Source organism: Mailhella massiliensis (assembly GCF_900155525.1).
In the GTDB taxonomy this organism is placed as follows: Bacteria; Desulfobacterota; Desulfovibrionia; order Desulfovibrionales; family Desulfovibrionaceae; genus Mailhella; species Mailhella massiliensis.
In genome coordinates this window covers 66,859-85,428 of record NZ_LT706951.1, presented here as the reverse complement: position 1 = coordinate 85,428, position 18,570 = coordinate 66,859, and the positions used below count along the sequence as shown (strand labels likewise).

The window sequence follows — 18,570 nt, the reverse complement described above, 5'->3', positions numbered from 1 at the left end:
CACTCATATCTTCACCCCCAGCACGCGGCCGCAGGACTCCGCGTAGATGTTCACCACGGCCTGCGCCATGGGCACGTCGTTGGGAAACCAGTGATCCGCAAATGTGGAAAACACGCCGTCCAGCATGAGCACGGAACGGCGTGTTTCGTGCGTCGCCTGCACCAGTACGGAAAGCATGAAGCTCAGCACCCTGGTGCAGGTGACGAGTTCATGAAGTTCACCAGATACGCCGGAAACATGGCGGCGCAGACATTCATTCATGGCCGCCACCTTCTCGTTCACGCTGCGGAACTGCCCGGCATTCAGGCAATAACGGCCATGATAGCCCAGGAGCTCGAAGCACTCCGCCATGCGGCGGTACACGCGGGCAAGCTGCCTTTTTGCCCATGCCGCTTCACAGGCGCGCATATCCAGCGCGGGCACGGCATCGCCCTCTCTTTCTCCCCCGCCGCTCAGGCCCATCATCCACTGGTCGTAGATGGTCATGATGATGAGCAGAAGATGAAGCAGCCTGTCCCTTTTTTCCGCCTCGGCCCTGCGGTCACTTCTTTTTCCCATGCTTTCCGTCCCTTATCTTTTCCCGCAGCCACACATGGATGAGCTCGCTGTCCGATATCCACTCGCCTTCAATCTTCACGGCGGGGAGCTCGTGCAGGCGTATGAGCCTGCGCACCGTGCGCTCGCTGCGCTTCATGTGCGCGCATATTTCCTTCATTCCCACAAGCTGCATCACGCCCCCTTCCGCTCGGCAAAGGCGGGTTCTTCCTCTTCCACGGCTTCCAGTATGCGCGAAAGGCTCGGCGTCCAGGTGGAATGTGCGGCGGCCGTACACAGGCACAGGCAGTCGAACCAGTGATTGTCCCTGCGGCGCTGCTTCCACACGCGCTTGCCCTTCTCCCGCACCAGCTGTTCCGCCGTGAGCTGCCTGGCCAGGGCTTCATCGCATCCGGCATGGAGGCGGAAGGGCTGGCGGCTTCCGGGCTGAAGGCGGGCCGTTGTCCATGTCTTGAAGTAGTCGGTATCCAGCAGGTACAGGCGCAGGCCTCCGGGAATGGAGGTACGGCTCTGCGGCATGCGCTCCAGAAGCGTCCAGTGTACCGGAATGCTCTGCCGGTGACTCGCGCCCTTGGTTCCCCACAACACGCCCATGCCGTACCGCCGCAAAAAGTCATAGGCCTGTTCCGTGCGGGATATGGCGTCCCCTTCCAGCCCACCGCCGGTATCGAGCGCGGCGCGCCACACGGGCACGGGATCTTCCTGCCCCTGCACCGCGTATTCCGTTTCAAAGACCTTGCGGTACACGTCCTCCCAGTCCTGAAGGCGGCCGTAGTCGATGACCGCGCCGTCCAGTCTTCCGGTCCAGGCAACGGCCATGTACCAGAAGCCGACCTTCTGCATATCTATGCCGAGCGTGACGGCACGATAGCCGGCAGGCACCGTGCAGGGCGCAAGCTCGCGGTCCACCAGCTCCAGCACTTCCGCCTCGCTCGTTTTGGCGATGACCGGCGTGTACGGCATGGCCAACATGCCGTTGGCGTAGGCCTGATGGGCGTCGGCATCGTCCGTTTTTTCCAGTTCCAGCTGCGCCGCCCGTATCTCGGAAAGGGACACGGCGGCGGAAAGGTAGGCCGGAAGGTGGAACCCCACGCGGTGGGGAGAAGGAAGCGGGTTGTCCGCCTCCCAGCGGCCGCGCGCCACGGCCTGGTCGCGGGCGTAGTCCGTCCAGTGATAGGCACAGTGCGGGCAGCGGTAGCGCCCCAGCTTTTCACGCCGCACACGCACGGGGTCCTTCACGCCGTGCTCGGAAATGATGTTCTCCGGCTGCATCACCTGTTCCGTCCCGCAGGCGGGGCACACCACCCGATAGCGGCGCACTTCGTCCATGGCGGCCAGGTCGGCCCATATCGTGGTGGTTTCATCGCCCACGGGCTTGCTGATGCGCATAATCTTGCGCGTGTAGGGGTAGGAGCGTGTTCTTTCCCGAAAGTCCGTCACCGGGTCGCCATGGCCCGCAAACGCACGGAACAGAGATTCCTCGTCCAGAAACAGATCCTGCACGGAAATGGACGCGCGCTGGCTGGCGCTGGCCGCGCTGGACAGGTACAGGGCCGTGCCGTCGGCAAAGCCCGTGCGGCCGCCCTTGCTCTTGCCGAGAAGCTCGCGCACGGGCCGCGTTTTGCGGAACATGGGCTTCAGCTTGGCTTCCACCACGCGGGCCAGCGTTTCATCGTCCGGCATGGCCAGCATACGCGGCGCCGGGCGGTAGTCGATGCACCAGCACAGGCAGGCGTACAGGCACAGCGTTTTACCCGTTTGCGGAGCGCCGCAGACGACCACTTCCTCCACGCTGCGCTCGGAAAAGGCATCCATGATGCCCGCCAGGTACGGGTTCACGTCGCGCCGGTACCGCGCCCCGGCATAGGGACCGTCCGGCACAATGAGATGCTGCGCCGCCCAGCGCGACACCGACGGAATTTCACGCTTGCGGAATATGCGCCGCTCCGTTTCAGTCAGGGAGAGCTTCATCGTCGGCCTCCACGTCTTCGGCGGCGTCGCCGTCCTGCGTCACGAATTCCTGCTCATCGCTCCAGGCGTCGAACCAGTCCGCCGTGGCTTCTTCCCACCACGCGACAAGCTCGGGCACGGCTTCTTCCCGCCCGCCCACAAGCGCAATGATTTCCCCGGCCTTGCGGTGAATGAAGCTTTGCACCTCCGATTTGAAGAACACCGCACGGGCGGCAAGGTCCTGCTCGTGAACCTCCACGCTCATGAGCTTGCCCTGCTCCTTTTCCAGCTTCAGACGCTCACGGGCGGCACGAACGGTTTTGAGTTCCGAATCCGCGCTCATCTTGCCGAGCGCAACGCTGCGGCTCTCCGCATCGTTGATGCGGGCCACGGGCTGAAGCTGGGCCGCTGCATAGCCCAGAAGCGCCGCGGCCGTAAAAAATCCGTCGCCGTCGCGGGCGATCTTTCCGGCCCTGAAATGCCGGGAGAACTGCGGCGCGCTGATCTTGAAGCCCTGCATCTTCAGCCATTCCACGGCATCGGCCGCCGTGCGGAAGGTGGTTGCCGCCTGAGTCATAAGCCCTCCTCGTCGTCGGCGTTCAGGTACACGCCGTTTTTCAGCCGCCACTTTCTCAGGCAGGCCGGGCAGCGGTAGTCCGTAGTCTTTCTGTCGCAGTCGTGGCACTTGTGCAAGTACAGAGCATCCTTGGCCACATGAAAGCGCGGGTCGTGCTCTCCATTTCTCCTTCCCTTGCGGTCTCTCGGCTTAAGCATGTTCGCCCTCCATTCTTCCGGCTATCTCGTCGATGTAGTCCCGGTGCCGCCGGAGAAACGGCAGCAGCTTCACATATTCCCTGTCCGGCAGCCGGCCGGCACCGCTCACTCTCACGTCGCCGCCTGCGGGAACCAGCGTGAGCCCGTTGGCCCGCAGGCACTCGCGCACAAGCTCAGCGCCCAGGTAATAGCCGTTCAAATCCCACACCGGATGCGTGGGGAAAGACGGTTCCGGGCGTGCAGGCGGCTCTTCGGGAGCCGGGGCAGGCTGCTCCGGCCGGGGCTCCTCCCTTTTCCCACGCACGGCGGCCGCGGCGTACAGAGGGGGAAGCCCCGCCAGCACCCAGTCCCGAACATCGTCATGACCGTGCCCCGGAACCGCCGCCTGGAACATCTCGCCCGGGTCCTTGCCGTGTATGCACGGCCAGCGTACCGCCTGCGGAAAGGTCTCCCGCCACAGCTCCCAGCCACGGCCACCCGCGCCGTTGGCGTCCACATCCATGGCCACAAGAATGACGGGCAGCCTTTTCAGCTCTTCCATGAGCCCGGCGGGCAGGTGCCGAAGGTGGGCCGTTCCCACGGCCAGCACGGAACAGCATTCCCCGGCGGCCCGGTGCACCAGCATGGCGTCGAGCTCGGCCTCCACCACCACGCAGGCCGGAGTTCTGCGGAAGGCGCCCGGCTTCATGGGCAGGAAAAGCGGCGCGCCGCCGCTGCCGGGCATGACGTAGTATTTCAGGTTCGGGAGCGTTGCTTTTCTGTCGGCATCCGGGCGGCGGATGCGGATGCGTTCCACGCCGCCGTCGGCCGCAAGGCAGGGAATCACTATGCCGCGGGGAATCCACATGGCCCGGCGCATACGGCCGCCTGGTTCGCGCGGCGCTTCTTCCGGCAGGCCCCAGTTTTTACGCAGGCGCATGATGTGCGCGCGGCCGTTTTCTCCGCCCTGCCAGCCGAGCCGGTATTCCCGCACGGCGACCTCATCCAGCCCGCGCGCCGCCAGGTACTGCCGGGCTTTCGTCTGCGTCCAGAGCGCCTGATGCCGGGATTCGATAAAATGTGCGGCTTCCGCGCGCCACAGGGCGGCGTTGCGCGCCGGTTCCGGTATTGCCCGTGCATCGAGCCGCGCCGGAGCCTTTTCGCGCTTCTGCGGCTCCTGAGGCGCACTTTTCACCGGGCGCTTCTCCCACGCCCTGCCGGCCGCCTGCGCCGCCTGCCGGAAGGTCATGCCTTCCACGTCCATGAGCCACTGGATGACATCGCCGCTGATGCCGCACTGGCGGCAGCTGTAGGAGCCCCGGCCGTCGTTCTGCTCGGGCCATACCAGAAAGCGGTCTCTGCCGCCGCAGAGAGGGCACGGCCCGGCAAACTCCGCGCCACGGCTGTTGCGGCCCTTGCTCTTCAGCGCAAGGCCCCGCGCCGTGTACAGGTCGGTAACGGTCATCATGCCGCACCTCCCCGCATCCGCCGGGCAATCAGGCAGGCCATGATGATATGCCCAAAAGCCGCCGGAGCCCCGGCCATGACACCATGACGGCGCCATGACAGTTCCATGATACTTTTCTCCGAAACTGTCATGGCTGAAAAGTCTATTCTTTTATGATGGTTATTACCTTTTTTCTTAATAAATATGATAGTATGACAGTATGTATATGCGCGCGCATATATGCACGCGCGCGTAGGGACTTTTACGGGAAAAACTGTCATACTGTCATGTTTATACCCCAACCATGCGTTTTCCCTGAAAAACTTACCATGACACCAGTGTCCTGGCAGTATCATGGAAGTGTCATGCCCCGGCACAGAGTTCAAGCAATGCTTCAAGTTAAGCATGGTCCTGCACCTCTTTCGGGTAGTCGTGTTCGGCCTGATCGTTGAAGCGGTAGCCGTAATACCAGACACGGCCGCCTGCCTTCTCGCTCCGAATGGTACGCTTGGCCAGCTTGCCGAAGGTGGTTATGGAGGGGCAGCTTTTGCGGCTCATCTTGTCCTCGAACCACGCCTTGAACACCGCATAAAGATGCGCAGCCGCCAGACGCGGCGCGTCGGGGTCCGCTTCCAGGCAGGCGTCCGCAAACTGCAGAACAATGCTTTCCTCCCTGCGGTAGGCTTCGGTATCCCTGCGTATCTTCTCGGGCGGTATGAGCCCCTCGATTTCATAGAGCTGGAAGCCCCGCACAAACCACGCCAGAACCCCCGGGCCTTCTTCAGCCAGAATCTCGTTCTTCAGATTCTTGTTGACCAGACGCTCCAGAGGATTGTTCGGATCGGGCTCGGACACGAAGGAAAACGGACACACCACCAGCTTGATGCGTTTCCAGAAGGCGGAATCGTTGTCTCCGGCGCGCATCTTGTGGTTGGTCAAAAGAAAAAGCGTATGCGTCGGCCGGAACTTGGTATTGCCCTTGTCGTAGGGGGAACGGCCCACCAGGGAGTCGTCGCCGCTCATGAGCTTTATTTTGTCCACCGAGAAGCGCCGGTTCTCTCCCGGTTCCGAGGCCCACATGATGCGCTGACCCTTCATTTCCAAAACGGCCGGCGTGGGGGAATTCGGATTCTGCGGCGTGCCCTGGTCAAGCAGAAGTTCCACCGGCATGGGCGCGGCATAACCGGTTTCACTGGTACCGTCGCTGCCGGTAAAAAGCTCATAAATGATTTCAAAAATAGTCGTCTTGCCGGAATCGCCTTCCGCGCCCAGCAAAACCACGAAAATCTTTTCCGATATCTCCCCGCACAGCGCCATGCCCAAAAGCTTGTGCATGTAGTGCAGGACTTCGGGATCTTCTCCGAAGATCTCGAACAGCATCCGCTCCCACTTAGGGCAGGGGGCTTCCAGACCTTGCCATTCCACGGTGCAGTGGCGGGAAAAGTAGTCTTCCGGTCTGCCGGGACGCAGCATGCCGGAACGCATGTCCACCACGCCGTTCTTCACCACAATGGCAAAGTTATCCGCATCCAACCGCACGCCGGGAACCGTCAAGCGGCTCTCATGAGAAAGGGACAAATCCAGACAGGCATTGATGCCCTGCTTCTGGTGGAGCTTGTCGGCCGCCTGCCTGAGCTTGCGCCCGCGGGCATCCAGCTGCTTGGCCTGTTCCTGGTCGTCTTCCGCCCGTGCCGATACGGCCATGCCTCTCAGCCGTTCCGCGCCTTCCAGATAGGCCTGTGCCACGTTCTCCACACGGGAGGCCGCCTCGAACGGCCATATTCTGGACCAGAACTGCCCTTTCCACTCCAGCCAGCTGTCCCACTCGGGGACGAAGATGAGCTGACCGCGGCAAAGCGCATTGAAGAGAATGCCGGAACCCTTCTGCCCGGCCTCCGCGCAGTCTTCCACAAAGCGCTGCCTGGTCTCGGCGTCCTTGTCTCCCCGGCGCTGTTCGGAGGATGTTCCGGCCTCCGCCTTCAGCCTGGCCAGATTGGCCGCCTCTTCCTCGGCCTTGCGCTGCACTTCCGCCCGGATGATCTCGCCCTTCAGCCATTCCTGCGGAGCCTGCCGTTCCTGGGGCGTCTTCGGCATGTCGTTTCGGTGGTCACTCATGCGGCCACCTCCATGCCTGCGGCCGAAGATGCGCCGCGGGCTTTCCAAATTTCGGATTTATTTTCAAAAAATTTCCGGCACTCTTCGCGCTCGGCAAGCCCCCGCATAAGCCCGGAGCCGGAAAGGACCCGAGATTGCCGACAGGACGCTATGACATTATGGGCAGATATATTTTTTGCAGGGGGAAAGGGGGAGCGAAGTAGGATTACTTCCCCCAGCTTTGCATTCGGCAAAGCATAACTCTCCACACTGAGTGGGGAGATATAGGGGAGATGCCCCCCCGATGCATGGACAGAGTTTTGTTTATTTTTATCAATAGTTATTGAAACATTACACAGGGTTAGAAACAGGAACTTCCTGTTCAACGTGTAAGGGTTCCGTCCTTCATACCGCCGCAGGGCGGCATAGGTAAAAAAGGCGCGTCCGCAAAGAACGCGCCTTTTTTACGGCCTTACGGCAGGAAGAAGAACCTTCCCCCGCCTTATACGAAAAGCGGGGCCTCTGCCGAACCGATCCGTCCATCGGAACAGGCAGAGGCCCCGGGAAGCACGGGAAAGGCAGGCCGCCCGTTCTTCCCCGTTCTCCTATTCAGCGCAGGCGACGCATATGCGTGTCGCTGCGTACGGGCATGGTTTCCTTTGCCGCCGTGGGGGTGAAGCACATCCCCTCCAGCCAGAAAAGAAAGCCGTCCGCCACAGCTTCACAGACCTTCTTCAGGCTCTCCTTGCCGAGAGAGCTCTTGGCCACGGTCTTTTCCAGCGAAAAATTCTTTTCGATATAGGGTTCCAACTTGTCCGCCTTTTTCTTGTCGGCTGCATGGTGCACGATCTTCAGAATATAATTCTGGCCGAGTTCATGAATATCCAGGTGAAGCCTCTGACCCATGAATACGAAAACATGCTCCTCGATCCACGGACAGCCCCTCTTCTTCAGGGCGTTTCTGATTCCTTCATAAAGTTCCATAAAAGGACTCCTTGCAGCGGTTTCTGAAAAACCGCTCAGACGGCCTGAGGTCGCCTGCGGGTGAGGCCGGGCTTTTCCGCACTGTTGCATCCACAGCGCACCGGCCCTGGTTTTCCACCTTGCGCATGCAGGTGAAGAAGGATGAATCCTTATGCATACCATCCCGCTTCCCCCCAAAAATAGCAAGGAGAAAACTCTTTCCGGAATCTTTCAAAACCTTTTCATGGTCGAAAGCATGCACGGGCCTTTTTCCTGCAACGCAGCCCTCCCCGGGCGGATACCGCAAAGGTTCACGGGAAGCAAAAACAGGAAGAACTTGAAAAATATGCGGGAGAAGCCGAAGCGCCGGCGCTCCGAACCTCTCCCGCAGTTCATGCAGAATACCTGCGCCCTGTTTCTCCGCCTGCCGGCGGAAAAAGCGCGCCTATCCGGCAATCAGCTTCTGCTTCGCCTGCACGGCTTCCAGCTCCAGAGCGCCCTTGCGTTCCGGGGTGATATGCAGGGCCGAAGCCAGCGCCTCAAGATAGCTTTTTTCCATAAAGTGATCGACGTCCACAATAAAGCAGGACAGGCGGTAGATATCCTCGCCCTGTTCGGGAGCGCAGATTTCCCGGACCAGCACGTCAGGGTTGATGGGTTCTGCCATAAGCCCGTTCATGACGGCGGTCATGTCCTTTCCGGGGAAGAGCTGCTCCACCAGCTTGAGAATACGGCCCTGTTCGGCGGCGTCGATATGGCCGTCGGCGCGGGCGGCATAGACCATGGCCCGCAGCATGAGCATGGCCGTACGGTCGTTCATGACGGCATCATCCTTTCCGGCAGATGCTGCGGGGGCCTGGGCGGGCGTGGCAGAACCGGCGCTCCACTTCTGATAGAAATTCCAGATCACCGCGCCCGCTCCCACCAGAGCGGCGTCCTTCAGCACGCTTTTGGAAACGAAGCTCCCCAGAAGAGCGCCCAGCGCACCCGCTCCGAGAAGGCCGCCCACTCCGCCGGGAGTCTGTGAGGAAAGGGTGGAGGCCATATTGCCCGCCTTGCTGGAAAGGGTATCAAGCGTGGATTTCAGACCGGACTGATTCAGAACATCAAAAAGAGACATGAGGACTCCTTGCATAGTATCGAGGGTTCTTACCGTAGACATACGGCATCCCTCCCCGAAGTCAACGGAGAAAATTCTTACAGTATATTGCACATTCTTGCATCAGATATACGGACTGAGCAGCCAGCAGAGCGCATCGAAAAGCCGTGCAGGCAGGCCCTGCCTTTCGTAGTCTTCGCAGCGCATTCTGCGCGAGCGCCTCATCACCTCATCGGCATAGCGGGAAAGCTCCTTCTGAAATTCGGGGTCGGCCGCTTCCACGTTCAGTTCAAAATTGAGAAAAAGACTCCGGGGGTCCAGATTGGCGGAACCGAACAGCGCATACCAGTCATCCACCAGCAGAAGCTTGGTATGGGCAAAGGGCGGCGGCTGGTACCAGATGCGTACGCCCTTCTTCACGAGTCGCGCCTGAAAACGGCGCGAGGCATGATGCACATAGAAAAGATTATTCTTCTCGGGCAGCACGATATCCACGCGAACGCCGCGCTCCACGGCGGCCACCAGCGCCCCCGACAGCTCACGCGGCGGAATGAAATACGGAGTGAAGATGACCACGCGCCTTTCGGCCGAGGAAATCACACCGCAGACAAGCTCATGGATATCTTCCCGGTTCCGCCCAAGCCCGTCGAAAACAAGGCGACATCGGGAATCGCCCTTCTCTTCCGGCACAAGCGGCGAAGGCGGCGTGGGCAGTTTGGTCACAAAGGCCCAGTCCATGAGAAACGCTTCCTGAAGACGCATGGCCACAGGCCCCGTACAGCGGAAATGAATATCCTGCACTCTTCCCGGCCGCGGCAGGCGCACAAGATGATGGTCGCCTATGTTCATGCCGCCGGTAAAGGCCACCTTGCCGTCGCAGGCAAGCACCTTGCGGTGCGTGCGCAGATTCACGGCAAACATGGGCGGCCACAGGCGCGGCGGCAGAAACATCTGCATCTTCACGCCGTGTTCGCGCAGCTTCTTCCAAGGCTTGCGCAGGGAATAGATCATGCCGCCCACGCCGTCCACAATAAGGCGTACGTCCACACCGCGTGCGGCCGCATCGCCCAGGGCCTCGGCAAAGGCCCGGCCCGTGGAGTCGCCTTTGAAGATGTAGGTGGAAAGACACACCATGTGTCTGGCCTGCCGGATGGCTTCCAGCATGGCCGGGTACGCCTCTTCACCGTTTTGCAGAAGCTCCAGCCTGTTGCCCCGCATCATGGGCCTTCCGGTAAGAAAGCGTCCCACCTTCAGCGCACGCCAGTTCCGAGGAAAAGCATCGTCCTCTTCCCTGTCCAGCTTTCTGTCCAGCATCCTGTCTGAGGAATCCTGTCTTCTCGCCGCCTCGTTGAGCAGCCGTCCGGCAAGGCTGTCGGCCCGGCTGATGCCGAAAAGGGAATAGGCGATGCTGCCCACAAAGGGCAGCAGCAGAATGCAGGCCACCCATGCCAGCGCAGACTGCGAATCCTTTTTGTGCAGCAGCGCATGAACGCAGCAGCATACCGCAAAGAAGAAACCAAGGACGGCAAAAAAACCGCCCAGAATGAAAAGCGTCAACGATTCCATGCCGTTTCCTTTGAAGGCGTTCCCGCATACTCCGGGAAAAACGCTCCGGCGCAGAGCAGAGCGGCGGGTGAGGCATGAGCGTACCTTCCGGGAAACGGATTCCCGGCTTTTCCGTCGACGGGCCCTGCGGGCCTTCCGCCCGGGGAGGAGGATGCCTCCTTCCCCTTTACGGTGTTTTCCTGTATAGTTACCCGGCCGTTTTATCACATGCAACCAGGAAATACCATGATACGGATAGACTCCTCCCGATGCGTCCGCTGCGGCCTCTGCGCCGATGTCTGCGCCGCACACTGCTTCCATGTCGACGAAAACGCCGTACATATACGGCATGAGGAATACTGCATGCACTGCGGCCACTGCACGGCCGTATGCCCCAGGGCCGCCGTGACGCTGGACGACGTCGCGCCCGATACGCTCTCTCCCATGACGGCTTTTCCCACCGCGGAAAGCCTTTCCGCCCTCATCCGTGGCAGGCGTTCCCTCCGAGTCTTCAAGGAAGATGCCGTGCCGCGTGAAACGCTGCGTGAGGCGCTGGATACGGTACGCTACGCCCCCACGGGCAAAAATCTGGAAAACGTAAGCTGGCTGGTGCTGGAAGGCCGCCCCACCCTGCGCCGCGTGGCCGACCGCGTCGTGGACGTGTTCCGAAACCATGAACAGATGCGCGGCCTCGTCCTTTCCCACGACAGCGGAAACGATCCCGTTTTCCGGGGAGCCCCCTGCGCCGTATTCGCCTGCGCGGAAGGCTCCTACGACCTCGACATCGTCAACTGTTCCATCGCCGTCGCCACCCTTGACCTGCTGCTGCCCACCATGGGACTGGGCGGATGCTGGGCCGGTTTCGTCATGCGAGCCGCAGCCATGAACGATTCCGTGCGCGAAGCCATGGGACTTGCCGCTCCGCTCAAGCCTCTGGCAGGGCTCATGGTCGGGCTGCCCGCCCTTCATTACCGGCGCATTCCCCAGCGCCGGGAACTGCGTGTTCAGTGGGTGAACGGGGAAACGGCATGAGGGAAAAGCTGCATTACCTTCTCTGCGGACTGGCCATGGGCGCGGCCGACGTGGTTCCCGGCGTGTCTGGCGGCACCATTGCCTTCATCACCGGTATCTACGACAAGCTGCTCAACGGCATAAAGGCCTTCAACGCCACCTTCTTCCGGCTTTTCTTCTCGGGGAAGTGGAAAGATGCCCTGGCGCTCATTCCCTGGGGCTTTCTGCTGCCGCTGCTTGCCGGCATCGTCACCTCCATCTTCAGTCTCGCAAGGCTCACGCTCTACCTGCTGCACACCTGGCCGGAAGCCTTGTGGGCCTTTTTCTTCGGGCTCATCATTTCTTCCATCATACTCATGACCAGAGGCCTGCGCATGCCCGCAGCAAACGTCGTGCTGCTCGTTCTGGGGGCCGTGTTCGCCTGGTTCATCACGGGCGCCGAGGCCATGAGCGCCGCCCATACCCTGCCCCATATCTTCGTTGCCGGATTCATCGCCCTGTGCGCCATGATACTGCCCGGCATCTCCGGTTCCTTCATGCTGGTCATCATGGGGCAGTACGCCTATATCCTTTCGGCCGTGGTGCACCTCGATCTTCCGGTGCTCTTCACCTTCATCGCCGGCGGCCTCTGCGGCCTCATGAGCTTCAGCCGCGTGCTTTCCGCCTGCTTCCGGCGCTATCCCTCCCAGACCAGCGCCGCGCTCATCGGCGTCATGGCCGGTTCCCTGCGCACCGTCTGGCCCTGGCACAACGGCACCTGGCCTGCGCTTCCCCCTGCCATGGACGGCATGGTAGTTGTTGCGGCTCTCACCTGCGCCTGCGGCGTGGCCCTGCCCCTGCTGGTGCAGCGCATTGCCAACGCCGCAAAACAGGCGCACGGCGGCTCTGCGAACGAATCCTGATGCTGTTTTCTCCGGGCAAGAAACGGATCCCTCCCTCCTGAGGCGTCCCAACCTTCCCCCCCCTTGTCCGCCCCTTCCGGCACAATCCTGCGCAGGCGCTCCCCCGGGGAAGCGCCTGCGTTTTTTTTCGTGCCGTTTTCCCGCAGCGCGGGCATAACCCCGCGCCTCCGTTCCGCCAGCCGCCGGCGCTTCTCCGCACCCGATTGACAAAAAAACGCCGAAAGAAGAAAATAATAAATTCCCAAAATCTTCTTTTCACCCTGAGCTTCAGGGATTCCGGGCTGCCCGACGACAACTTGCCATGAACATCCGTTTTTCCGATGAACTTCTGTCCGACCTCAGAACGCTCAGCGGCGTCCTGAGGCTGCTTTTTCTGCTGGGACTCGGCATCGTCCTGCTCTTCTTCCTCTTTTTCTGGGATGCACGCTGCGACGCCCCCTTTGTGGAAACCGGTCCTACGGAATTTGCTCAGACGCTGTTTCTTGCTCTCAGCACGGCACTTTTTTTCCTTGAAGCACGCCGCAGCCCGGACATGCGCGAAGCGCTGGTGCTCACGGGCGGCTTCATCGGCTGCATGCTCATACGCGAGCAGGATTACTTTCTGGACATGCTGTCCCACGGCTGCTGGAAGTGGCCCGCGCTCGCGCTCGCCTTTTGCTGCATCGCCTACGCCGCCATGCGCCCGCGCGCCACTGTGGCGGCCCTGGCGAGATTCGTACGGCACCCGCACTTTCCCTTCCTGCTGGTGGGCATGGTGGTCATTCTGATCTATTCCCGTCTCTTCGGCATGAATATCCTCTGGCATGCCCTTCTGCCCGATGAAGGCTCGCGCGCAGCCAAAAACGCCATGGAGGAATCCAGCGAGCTGCTCGGCTACCTCTTTGTGCTGGTTTCGGCCCTGATGCTGCGTTTCGGCAAACGCCGGTAGGAGCGCCCCTGCCTCAAGCCTCCTGTGCATCCCGTATTCGGCCCCGCTGAATACGGCGGATACCCCCGGCTCCGTTCCGGTCTGGCCGGACCGTCCGCTTCCGGCAGACTCAGCCCGACGCTTTTCCTGAACGGCAATCGCCTCCGTTCTCTTCGCAAAGAAAAACGCCTATCAAAACAAAAAAATTCTTTTCACCGTTGACAGGAAAAAAAGCAGCATTAATATAAAAGTGTTCCCTTCAGAAAGGCGCTTCAACATGCGCACAACAAGAAAAAGATTCAATGCATCCTTCTCCATAATGCACACTTCAAATTCTGGACATATGGAGAAAAACGACCATGCCGATACAGCATGATGCATTGATTTCATACATCAATGGAGGTTTTACATGTTCCCTGCCATGTTTGGTGAAAGAATGCTGGACGACTTCTTTAATGAACATATGATGCCCGCCTTCGGCAGAAATGCTCAGACGGGAATGAGAAACGCGGAATATCTGATGAAGACGGATGTCCGTCAGACGGAACAGACCTATGAGCTCGACATCGAACTGCCCGGCTTCAAAAAAGAGGAAGTAGGCATAGAGCTGGACAAAGGCTGCCTCACCATCCGTGCCGCCAAGGTTCAGCAGGACGAAGCGGAAGGCACCTGCGGCCGTTACCTGCGGCGCGAACGCTTCAGCGGCGCGTGCAGCCGCAGCTTCTATGTGGGAGAGGTGCTGGAGCCGGAAGATGTTTCCGCCCGCTTTGAAGACGGTATTCTGAAAATTACCTTCCCCAGAGTCCCGGAAAAGAAGCAACCTGAAAAAAAGACCGTCGCCATCGCCTGACGGCGCATCCTGCACACGTTGCTCACGGTTCCCTCTCTGCCGTAAAGCACGCCTGCGCAGCCTTAAGAAGTGTTCCTCCCCTGTCGGCGGCCGGATGCTTCTGCCCATACCCATGCGCCGGTGAATTCCGTTCACCGGCGCTGTTTTTATGCCTGAACTCCGGGGAGCGCGCCGACGGAACCGATTACCCGGTCATCAAAAAAAAACATATTCCTCCGGCGACAGAACAGGCAAAAAAGAACCCGCCCTGGCTCACCTGTGCGTATCCGGCAGAAAGGCACCATCCTTCGGCATTTCCGCCCTACGACTCACGCCCCTCGTCCCCGCCGTGCCTGACAGGCGCTGATGCGGGCTGATTCCGCATTTCTGTACGGCGCTCCGTAAACGCTCTTCCCGCATACGGAAGAGGCCTCAGCCGCGCTTGTCCCCGGCCGGCTGACGCCTGACCTCCCCCGCATTTTCTCCTGGTTTTTACCTGTCGTATCGCATGGCGGTTCTACCATCAGAACGCTCTGGCGATATCCGAACTTCGTGCCCGTATATCCAGGCTGCGTTTCTCTTTCTCCTGTCCGGCAACTCACCGCACACACATTCGGGACGGCATTTCCAGCAGGCTGCGGATACGTTCGAACCTTCCGCTTCTCATAAGCTCCCGCCTTCTCCTTGCATCCTCTTCGTCCTATTTCCCTGCAGGCTTTTTGCTCGCCGGGGAAAACCTGTTCCGCTCTTTCGGGGCAACGCTGTGGGGTATCGGCAGATCCCTTTCACGCCTTTTTCTTTGCCTCCCCTTTCATGTCCTTCTTCTGATTTGCCTGAGGATACGGTGGGCGGAGCGCCCCCACTTACGGCAAGAATTTTTATGGCACAGCATAACGATTTCGGCCCCCTCCGGGCATGGCCTGGGCTTTAACCAAGTCAGGACCGCCCCTTCAAGGGGCGGTTTGATTTGACCCTATAAGGGTCTGTTACCCGGCTGCCCTCTTAAGAGGGCTCTGTCTCGACTCTTGCCGAAGAGTTATTTCCTGCTGCTCGTAAACGAGCTGACGGGCCGTTCTACCAGGCTATACTGGTCTGTTATTTTGTCTCGTTCTTCCTGCTCCCGAACATATTTGATGATGGTCGCCTCATTTACTCCAACCGTGCTGACAAAATAACCGGTACACCAGAAATGGCGATTGCCGAACTTGTAGTGCTGATGCGGAAAACTCTCGAATATCATCAAAGNAACTCTTCCCTTTCAAATACCCCATGATCTGCGCCACGCTATACCTGGGCGGAATCTTGACGCACATATGAATATGGTCCACACACGCATTTGCTTCCACTATCTCTATTCCTTTGTATTCACACAGTTTTCTCAGAATTTCGCCGATCGTTCTGCGATACCTTCCGTATACCAGCTTGCGTCTGAATTTCGGAGCGAAAACGATGTGATACTTGCAGTTCCAACGGGTATGGTTTAAACTCTGGTCATTCATTATTGGGTTCCTTTGTGTATAGATTTCGAGTCGAGACAACTGGTTATCTCACAAAGGAACCCCTTTTTTAACTTATTTAAAGGCTTCGCCTTTTTGGAACTCCCCGCATAGCGGGGAGTTTTCAGTCTTAAAGAAAAGAGCACACCGAGAGGTGTGCTCTTTTCTTCTGCGGGGAAATACATATCTCCGGGAAAACCGTACGGCTATTCTCCGGGAAGGCTTCCCTCCCCCTTTTCGCAGGCTAAGCCGCGCGGGCGGGCTACTTCTTGGAAGCCACCAGCACGTTGGAAGACTTGAACATGGCGCCCACGGTGCAGCCGCGTTCCAGACGGAGACGGTTCACGCCGTCCAGCGTCACGGTAGCGTTGATTTCCAGACCGCTGGGGGTCTGAATGAGAACTTCGCCGTTCACGAAGCCGCGCACCAGCTTGACGACCTTGCCGGTGAACTGATTGCGGCAGGAAAAAGCATAATCGCTGTCGTCCGCAACAAGCATGATCTCGGTAGCCTTGATCAAGGCGACGGCTTCCTTGCCTTCCGCAAGGGAAAGGCTCTCGGTGCAGGCATGAGAAACCTGGCTGTAAATCTTCTCGCCGGATTCCAGCGAAATTTCCACTTCATCACTGAGGTTTCCGGGAATAATCGCAGTAATTTTGCCGGGATAGGCATTGCGAGAGCTGGTCTTCATCATAATCTCCTGTTTAATATACGCTTATTCAGCGCATCTCCTCACGGCCATGCGATACACAGCCTGGCGCACATCTCTGCCCCGGCAACTGCCATCCATCTTCCTTCCATGGGAGGACACTGAAAAAAACTGATTTAGCATAGCCAATAAGCCCCCGGCGCGCAAGAGCGGCAAGGGGCTTTTTTTACAGGTAGGGGCTTTTTTACGGCCTATTCTTTTCCTTCTTCTCCTTGCGGCGCATGGAGAAGCGCCATGAAGCCGTCCTCATCCAGAACGGTGATCCCCAGGGCGCGGGCCTTCTCAAGCTTGGAGCCGGGGTTCTCCCCCACCACAAGATAATCCAGCGTCTTGGAAACCGAGGAGGCAACATTCGCGCCGGCGCCTTCGGCCTGCCTGCGGTATTCATCGCGCGGGCGGGAAAGCGTACCGGTAAAGAGCACCTTCTTCCCGGCAAGGGCTCCGCCTCGGGCGGAACTTTTCACCCCGCCCTTCGGCCACAGCCCCATGGAGCGGAAACGTTCCAGAAGTTCCCGGTTGGATTCCGTCTCAAAAAAGGCGCGTATGCTGCCCGCCACTTCGGGGCCGATGTCGGGCAGATGCATGAGCTCTTCCACACTCGCCTTTTCCAGCTCATCCATATCGGAAAAATGTTCCGCCAGGGTGCGGGCCGTCTGTTCTCCCACCTGCCGTATGCCCAGCGCGGCGATAAAGCGCATGAGAGAAGCCCCGGTTCTGGCCTTTTCCAGCGCAGCCACGAAATTTCCGGCGGAAACTTCGCCCATCCGCTCATAGCCCATGAGTTCCTCGCGGGTCACGGTAAAGAGGTCCGCCGGGCTTTTCACCCTGCCCGAGGCAATGAGCGCCTCCACCCACTTCGCACCCACGCCGTCCACGTCAAGCCCCGCCTTGGACACGAAATGAACGATGCTCCGCATGATCACCGCCGGGCACGCCAGATTCAGACAGCGCCAGGCGGCCTCCCCCTCCAGCCTTCGGGCAGGAGAAGAACATACGGGGCACACATGGGGGAACTCGAACGGAGCGAGTCCTTCCGGCCTTTTCTCCAGAACGGGTCCGAGCACGTCGGGAATCACGTCACCGGCGCGCTGTATGATGACCATGTCGTTTTCCCGCAGATCAAGTCTGCGTATCTCGTCCTCGTTATGCAGGGTGGCGCGGCTCACCATCACCCCGCCGAGACTCACGGGTTCAAGCTCCGCCACGGGAGTAAGCACGCCCGTGCGTCCCACCTGTATGGAAATTTTCTTCAGCCGCGTTTCCGCCTTGCGTGAGGTGAACTTCCAGGCCACGGCAAAGCGAGGCGCGCGGGCCGTAAAGCCCAGGGCCGCCTGAGCCTCGCGGTTGTTCAGCTTGTAGACCACGCCGTCTATCTCGAACGGCAGGGAATCGCGCACGTTTTCCAGGTGCTCGTAATATTCCCGGGCTTCCTCCGCGCTGCGGCAGAGCCTGCCTTCCGGCGGCGTGTCGAACCCCCAGCGGGAAAGGGACGCCATAAGCTCCGCATGGGTCTCCCAGTTCTTCATGCCCGGAGCGTCCACCTCGCCGAGGCTGTAGGCCAGAAAACGCAGTTTACGCTGCGCGGTCACATTGGTATCGAGCTGACGGAGGGAACCTGCCGCCGCATTGCGGGGATTGGCGAACGTCTTCTGCCCCAGCGCTTCCTGCCGGCTGTTCAGCTCCTCGAATTCTCTGCGGAACATGAGCACTTCACCGCGTATTTCAATGCGCCTGGGGAAAGGCCCCGCTCCTGCAAGACGGAGAGGAAGATTGCGTACCGTGCGCATGGCCTCGGTCACCACTTCCCCCACTTCACCGTCGCCCCGCGTGAGCGCCTGCACCATCACACCGTTCTCATAGGTCAGTTCACAGGCCAGTCCGTCCAGCTTGGGATCGGCCCACCATGAGGCCATGACATCGGGTCCAGCCTCAGGAAGCGCCCGGGAAGCCTTCTGTACGAACCCCTCCCACTCCTCCGCGGAAAACACGTTGTCCAGTCCGTACATGCGTTCGCGGTGCGGGCGCGTCTCCAGATAGGGCAGAACGGCGCCGCCTACCCGGCGTGTAGGCGAATCCAGCGTGCGCAGGTCGGGAAATTTCTCTTCCAGTTCCACCAGTTCACGGTACAGGGCGTCGTAGGCCTCGTCGGTGATCTCCGGCGCATCCAGCTGATGATACAGCCTGTTGTGGCGCTCCAGTTCACGGCGGAGCCATGAAGCACGGGCTCCCGCGCGGTCGCGCTCCGTCTTTTCCGGGGAATCGAATAACGAAAACTGATCCATGCCTTCCTCAAATATGCATTGTTTCGCC

At 59.9% G+C, this 18,570-nt stretch carries 17 protein-coding genes and 1 pseudogene; 4 read left to right on the top strand and 14 right to left on the bottom strand.

Annotated features, from left to right (window positions below):
* Positions 1 to 3: 3 nt before the first annotated feature.
* From CZ345_RS05775 to CZ345_RS05730, 11 genes are all read right to left on the bottom strand, one after another.
* Positions 4 to 558, bottom strand: a complete 555-nt coding sequence (locus CZ345_RS05775) for a hypothetical protein (RefSeq protein ID WP_077072242.1) — start codon at positions 556 to 558, stop codon at positions 4 to 6.
* Positions 542 to 730, bottom strand: coding sequence for a helix-turn-helix domain-containing protein (locus tag CZ345_RS05770; protein WP_077072241.1), 189 nt, complete (start codon positions 728 to 730; stop codon positions 542 to 544). The genes CZ345_RS05775 and CZ345_RS05770 overlap by 17 nt, the downstream gene beginning before the upstream one ends.
* Positions 730 to 2,526 carry a terminase gpA endonuclease subunit gene (locus CZ345_RS05765; protein WP_077072240.1) on the bottom strand — a complete coding sequence of 599 codons (1,797 nt, stop codon included), beginning with the start codon at positions 2,524 to 2,526 and terminating at the stop codon, positions 730 to 732. The genes CZ345_RS05770 and CZ345_RS05765 overlap by 1 nt, the downstream gene beginning before the upstream one ends.
* Positions 2,507 to 3,082, bottom strand: a complete 576-nt coding sequence (locus CZ345_RS05760; protein WP_077072239.1) for a hypothetical protein — start codon at positions 3,080 to 3,082, stop codon at positions 2,507 to 2,509. The genes CZ345_RS05765 and CZ345_RS05760 overlap by 20 nt, the downstream gene beginning before the upstream one ends.
* Positions 3,079 to 3,279: a hypothetical protein gene (locus tag CZ345_RS05755; protein WP_077072238.1), complete on the bottom strand. Its 201-nt coding sequence runs from the start codon at positions 3,277 to 3,279 to the stop codon at positions 3,079 to 3,081. Before CZ345_RS05755 ends, CZ345_RS05760 begins: the two co-directional genes overlap by 4 nt.
* Complete coding sequence (locus CZ345_RS05750) at positions 3,272 to 4,726, bottom strand: primase-helicase zinc-binding domain-containing protein (RefSeq protein WP_077072237.1); 1,455 nt, start codon at positions 4,724 to 4,726, stop codon at positions 3,272 to 3,274. Before CZ345_RS05750 ends, CZ345_RS05755 begins: the two co-directional genes overlap by 8 nt.
* Complete coding sequence (locus tag CZ345_RS17035) at positions 4,723 to 5,112, bottom strand: hypothetical protein (protein WP_162274941.1); 390 nt, start codon at positions 5,110 to 5,112, stop codon at positions 4,723 to 4,725. Before CZ345_RS17035 ends, CZ345_RS05750 begins: the two co-directional genes overlap by 4 nt.
* The gene (locus tag CZ345_RS05745; RefSeq protein ID WP_077072236.1) at positions 5,105 to 6,820 is read right to left on the bottom strand and encodes a DNA primase family protein; all 1,716 of its coding nucleotides are present in this window, start codon (positions 6,818 to 6,820) and stop codon (positions 5,105 to 5,107) included. The genes CZ345_RS17035 and CZ345_RS05745 overlap by 8 nt, the downstream gene beginning before the upstream one ends.
* A 588-nt stretch (positions 6,821 to 7,408) precedes the next feature.
* A complete protein-coding gene (locus CZ345_RS05740) occupies positions 7,409 to 7,783 on the bottom strand; it encodes a hypothetical protein (protein ID WP_077072235.1) in 375 nt (124 codons plus the stop codon).
* A gap of 424 nt (positions 7,784 to 8,207) precedes the next feature.
* Positions 8,208 to 8,882, bottom strand: coding sequence for a tellurite resistance TerB family protein (locus CZ345_RS05735; protein WP_162274940.1), 675 nt, complete (start codon positions 8,880 to 8,882; stop codon positions 8,208 to 8,210).
* 102 nt (positions 8,883 to 8,984) lie between these two features.
* Positions 8,985 to 10,427: a phospholipase D-like domain-containing protein gene (locus tag CZ345_RS05730; RefSeq protein WP_077072233.1), complete on the bottom strand. Its 1,443-nt coding sequence runs from the start codon at positions 10,425 to 10,427 to the stop codon at positions 8,985 to 8,987.
* A 225-nt stretch (positions 10,428 to 10,652) separates the two neighbouring features.
* Between CZ345_RS05730 and CZ345_RS05725 the strand changes: the two genes are divergently transcribed.
* From CZ345_RS05725 to CZ345_RS05705, 4 genes are all read left to right on the top strand, one after another.
* Positions 10,653 to 11,438 carry a nitroreductase family protein gene (locus CZ345_RS05725; protein WP_162274939.1) on the top strand — a complete coding sequence of 262 codons (786 nt, stop codon included), beginning with the start codon at positions 10,653 to 10,655 and terminating at the stop codon, positions 11,436 to 11,438.
* Positions 11,435 to 12,319, top strand: a complete 885-nt coding sequence (locus CZ345_RS05720) for a DUF368 domain-containing protein (RefSeq protein ID WP_077072231.1) — start codon at positions 11,435 to 11,437, stop codon at positions 12,317 to 12,319. Before CZ345_RS05725 ends, CZ345_RS05720 begins: the two co-directional genes overlap by 4 nt.
* A gap of 301 nt (positions 12,320 to 12,620) precedes the next feature.
* Positions 12,621 to 13,247, top strand: a complete 627-nt coding sequence (locus CZ345_RS05715) for a hypothetical protein (protein ID WP_077072230.1) — start codon at positions 12,621 to 12,623, stop codon at positions 13,245 to 13,247.
* 388 nt (positions 13,248 to 13,635) lie between these two features.
* Complete coding sequence (locus CZ345_RS05705) at positions 13,636 to 14,076, top strand: Hsp20/alpha crystallin family protein (RefSeq protein ID WP_077072228.1); 441 nt, start codon at positions 13,636 to 13,638, stop codon at positions 14,074 to 14,076.
* A gap of 1,015 nt (positions 14,077 to 15,091) precedes the next feature.
* Here the strand turns inward: CZ345_RS05705 and tnpA are convergent.
* The 3 genes and pseudogenes from tnpA to ligA all read right to left on the bottom strand — a co-directional run bounded on the left by tnpA (position 15,092) and on the right by ligA (position 18,542).
* Positions 15,092 to 15,554, bottom strand: a pseudogene (gene tnpA / locus CZ345_RS05700) (IS200/IS605 family transposase).
* 259 nt (positions 15,555 to 15,813) lie between these two features.
* Positions 15,814 to 16,242 (bottom strand): TOBE domain-containing protein, encoded by a 429-nt coding sequence (locus CZ345_RS05695; protein WP_077072227.1) that lies wholly within the window; start codon positions 16,240 to 16,242, stop codon positions 15,814 to 15,816.
* Positions 16,243 to 16,451: 209 nt separating this feature from the next.
* The gene (gene ligA / locus CZ345_RS05690) at positions 16,452 to 18,542 is read right to left on the bottom strand and encodes an NAD-dependent DNA ligase LigA (RefSeq protein WP_077072226.1); all 2,091 of its coding nucleotides are present in this window, start codon (positions 18,540 to 18,542) and stop codon (positions 16,452 to 16,454) included.
* Positions 18,543 to 18,570: the final 28 nt, after the last annotated feature.

What these genes read in the sequence shown, in the direction of transcription:
- CZ345_RS05775 (WP_077072242.1), bottom strand. Translation starts at nt 558, where the DNA reads ATGGGAAAAAGAAGTGACCGCAGGGCCGAGGCGGAAAAAAGGGACAGG.
- CZ345_RS05770 (WP_077072241.1), bottom strand. Translation starts at nt 730, where the DNA reads ATGCAGCTTGTGGGAATGAAGGAAATATGCGCGCACATGAAGCGCAGC.
- CZ345_RS05765 (WP_077072240.1), bottom strand. Translation starts at nt 2,526, where the DNA reads ATGAAGCTCTCCCTGACTGAAACGGAGCGGCGCATATTCCGCAAGCGT.
- CZ345_RS05760 (WP_077072239.1), bottom strand. Translation starts at nt 3,082, where the DNA reads ATGACTCAGGCGGCAACCACCTTCCGCACGGCGGCCGATGCCGTGGAA.
- CZ345_RS05755 (WP_077072238.1), bottom strand. Translation starts at nt 3,279, where the DNA reads ATGCTTAAGCCGAGAGACCGCAAGGGAAGGAGAAATGGAGAGCACGAC.
- CZ345_RS05750 (WP_077072237.1), bottom strand. Translation starts at nt 4,726, where the DNA reads ATGATGACCGTTACCGACCTGTACACGGCGCGGGGCCTTGCGCTGAAG.
- CZ345_RS17035 (WP_162274941.1), bottom strand. Translation starts at nt 5,112, where the DNA reads ATGCTTAACTTGAAGCATTGCTTGAACTCTGTGCCGGGGCATGACACT.
- CZ345_RS05745 (WP_077072236.1), bottom strand. Translation starts at nt 6,820, where the DNA reads ATGAGTGACCACCGAAACGACATGCCGAAGACGCCCCAGGAACGGCAG.
- CZ345_RS05740 (WP_077072235.1), bottom strand. Translation starts at nt 7,783, where the DNA reads ATGGAACTTTATGAAGGAATCAGAAACGCCCTGAAGAAGAGGGGCTGT.
- CZ345_RS05735 (WP_162274940.1), bottom strand. Translation starts at nt 8,882, where the DNA reads ATGTCTCTTTTTGATGTTCTGAATCAGTCCGGTCTGAAATCCACGCTT.
- CZ345_RS05730 (WP_077072233.1), bottom strand. Translation starts at nt 10,427, where the DNA reads ATGGAATCGTTGACGCTTTTCATTCTGGGCGGTTTTTTTGCCGTCCTT.
- CZ345_RS05725 (WP_162274939.1), top strand. Translation starts at nt 10,653, where the DNA reads ATGATACGGATAGACTCCTCCCGATGCGTCCGCTGCGGCCTCTGCGCC.
- CZ345_RS05720 (WP_077072231.1), top strand. Translation starts at nt 11,435, where the DNA reads ATGAGGGAAAAGCTGCATTACCTTCTCTGCGGACTGGCCATGGGCGCG.
- CZ345_RS05715 (WP_077072230.1), top strand. Translation starts at nt 12,621, where the DNA reads ATGAACATCCGTTTTTCCGATGAACTTCTGTCCGACCTCAGAACGCTC.
- CZ345_RS05705 (WP_077072228.1), top strand. Translation starts at nt 13,636, where the DNA reads ATGTTCCCTGCCATGTTTGGTGAAAGAATGCTGGACGACTTCTTTAAT.
- CZ345_RS05695 (WP_077072227.1), bottom strand. Translation starts at nt 16,242, where the DNA reads ATGAAGACCAGCTCTCGCAATGCCTATCCCGGCAAAATTACTGCGATT.
- ligA (WP_077072226.1), bottom strand. Translation starts at nt 18,542, where the DNA reads ATGGATCAGTTTTCGTTATTCGATTCCCCGGAAAAGACGGAGCGCGAC.